The 1,881-nt window shown below is 65.8% G+C and carries 3 protein-coding genes; 2 read left to right on the top strand and 1 reads right to left on the bottom strand.

All coding sequences use genetic code 11. The features are described 5' to 3' along the window. A partial coding sequence (locus Ae505Ps2_RS28580; protein ID WP_084786533.1) for a multidrug efflux SMR transporter occupies positions 1-322 on the top strand: 322 nt, incomplete at its 5' end. Positions 323-699: 377 nt separating this feature from the next. Here the strand turns inward: Ae505Ps2_RS28580 and Ae505Ps2_RS28575 are convergent. Further along, on the bottom strand, positions 700-1,122 hold the full coding sequence (locus Ae505Ps2_RS28575; RefSeq protein WP_075334862.1) for a MerR family transcriptional regulator: 423 nt from the start codon (positions 1,120-1,122) through the stop codon (positions 700-702). Positions 1,123-1,400: 278 nt separating this feature from the next. Between Ae505Ps2_RS28575 and Ae505Ps2_RS28570 the strand changes: the two genes are divergently transcribed. Further along, on the top strand, positions 1,401-1,881 hold a 481-nt coding region (locus Ae505Ps2_RS28570), incomplete at its 3' end, for an IS701 family transposase (protein ID WP_249265393.1).

Below are 1,881 nucleotides of genomic sequence, written 5' to 3'. Positions count from 1 at the left end.
GGTGTTCGAGGCCGTGTGGGCGACAGCGCTCGGCATGTCCGCCGGACTGAGCAGGCCCATCCCCACCGTCGTGTTCCTCGTGTTCCTGGGATTGAGCATGGTCGGCCTCGCGCTCGCGATGCGTAGCATCCCGGTCAGCGTCGCCTACTCGGTGTGGATCGGGATCGGCGCGGTACTGACCGTAGCGTACGCCATGCTAACGGGCGACGAGCAGTTCACACCCGCCAAAGCCGCTGTGCTCACCATCCTGATCGGATGCATCGTGGGACTCAAATTCACCAAGGGATCCGGCACATCAGATCGCGAGGTCAACGACGTGTAGAACTCGTGACGGAACCGGGCCAGTTCCCCGAACGCCGCCACCTGAGCTTGAGCGTGCACACTACCCACCGCAGCCCTTGTGTTGATCTTCTTCCTTCGACAGAAGCATGATCAACCAAGGGCTGCACCAATGATCACCCGGGGTCACAGCGACAGCACGCCGACGACCTCAGAGCTTAAAGCTCAAGCTCAGATCCGCCCGAAAGCAGGGCGGGTAGTCTGCCGACTGGCGGTGTGAGGTCGGTCGCGATCACGTGGTGAAACTCCGTAGGGATCCAGAGGACGACAGCATATGCGAACGCCAGCCTCGGCCTTCGGCGGCGATCTCGCTCTGCGTCAGCCCCCGAGACGTCGCTATGACCGGTACGTCCGCACAGGTCAAGGGGCGTGCGAGGTGCTACTCGACCGGGTGGAGGCGTCGAGGTTCTTCAGATCACGCGACAATGACTCGAGGCTGTCGACCTGGAGGCGCAGGGCGTCGAGCCGACTGTCCGTGGCTGCCCGGAACATTGCCAGGCAACCGAGCAGATCCTCGAGGCGCTCCGACCCGAGCTCATCGCGTTGCCCGCGCTCGTCGACCGTCGCCAGCAGTTCCTTGACCTGGTCGAGGCTGAAGTCAAGTGGCTTGAGCCGCTTGATGAACGCCAGCCGGTCGACATCGGCCTCGGTGTAGAGCCGGAAGCCTCCCGCCGACCGTGCCGAGGGAGTCACCAGTCCCACTTCGTCCCAGTGACGGATGGTGCGTAGCGACAGGCCGATGCGCGTCGACACCTGACCGATCTGCATCAGCTCATCCCCCATGCCCCCACCTTCCGTCATCGCCCAGCACGGGAATCCCCGCTCGAGGATAGTCAGCGACGCCGACAACGGGTACGCGCGACGCGCCCATCGCTGTGCGCCACTGGCCCGACGAGCCGACGGCGTCACCACCGACCACACCCAGCAGCCGAGCACACCGAGCCGGGCCGGGCGTTTTCCTTAGGAAAACGCCTAATACTGCAACGGCAGTTCGGCGTGTGGTGAGAGGCTGACGGCCGTTCGGCGGTGATGATCACCGCGTGGTTGATCTTGCCGGGTGGGTGGCCTCGTTGGACGCGGTGGTGGAGCTGATCTCTGGCCGTTTCCGCAGGGTCGAGCCGCGCCGGCGGGTCGGAACCTACCTGCGAGGCCTGCTCGCGGGGCTCGAGCGGAAGAACGGCTGGACCCTCGCCGAACACGCCGGGGCGATGTCGCCGGACGGGATGCAGCGGCTGCTGCGCACCGCGGACTGGGACGTCGACGGGGTCCGCGACGACCTGCGCGGCTACGTCCTGCAACATCTCACCGACACCGCGTCGGGGGTGTTCATCGTGGACGAGACCGGGTTCATCAAGAAGGGCCTGCGTTCGGCCGGGGTGCAGCGCCAGTACACCGGCACCAGCGGGAAGATCGACAACTGTCAGCTCGGTGTGTTCCTGGCCTACGCCTCGAAGCGGGGGCGGGCGTTGATCGACCGGGAGCTCTACCTGCCGACCTCGTGGACCGAGGACCGCGAACGCTGCGAGCGCGCGGATGTCCCCG

The sequence above is a fragment of the Pseudonocardia sp. Ae505_Ps2 genome, assembly GCF_001932425.1.
Lineage (GTDB): Bacteria > Actinomycetota > Actinomycetes > Mycobacteriales > Pseudonocardiaceae > Pseudonocardia.
This window is presented reverse-complemented; position numbering and strand designations above follow the sequence as displayed.

What these genes read in the sequence shown, in the direction of transcription:
- Ae505Ps2_RS28575 (WP_075334862.1), bottom strand. Translation starts at nt 1,122, where the DNA reads ATGGGGGATGAGCTGATGCAGATCGGTCAGGTGTCGACGCGCATCGGC.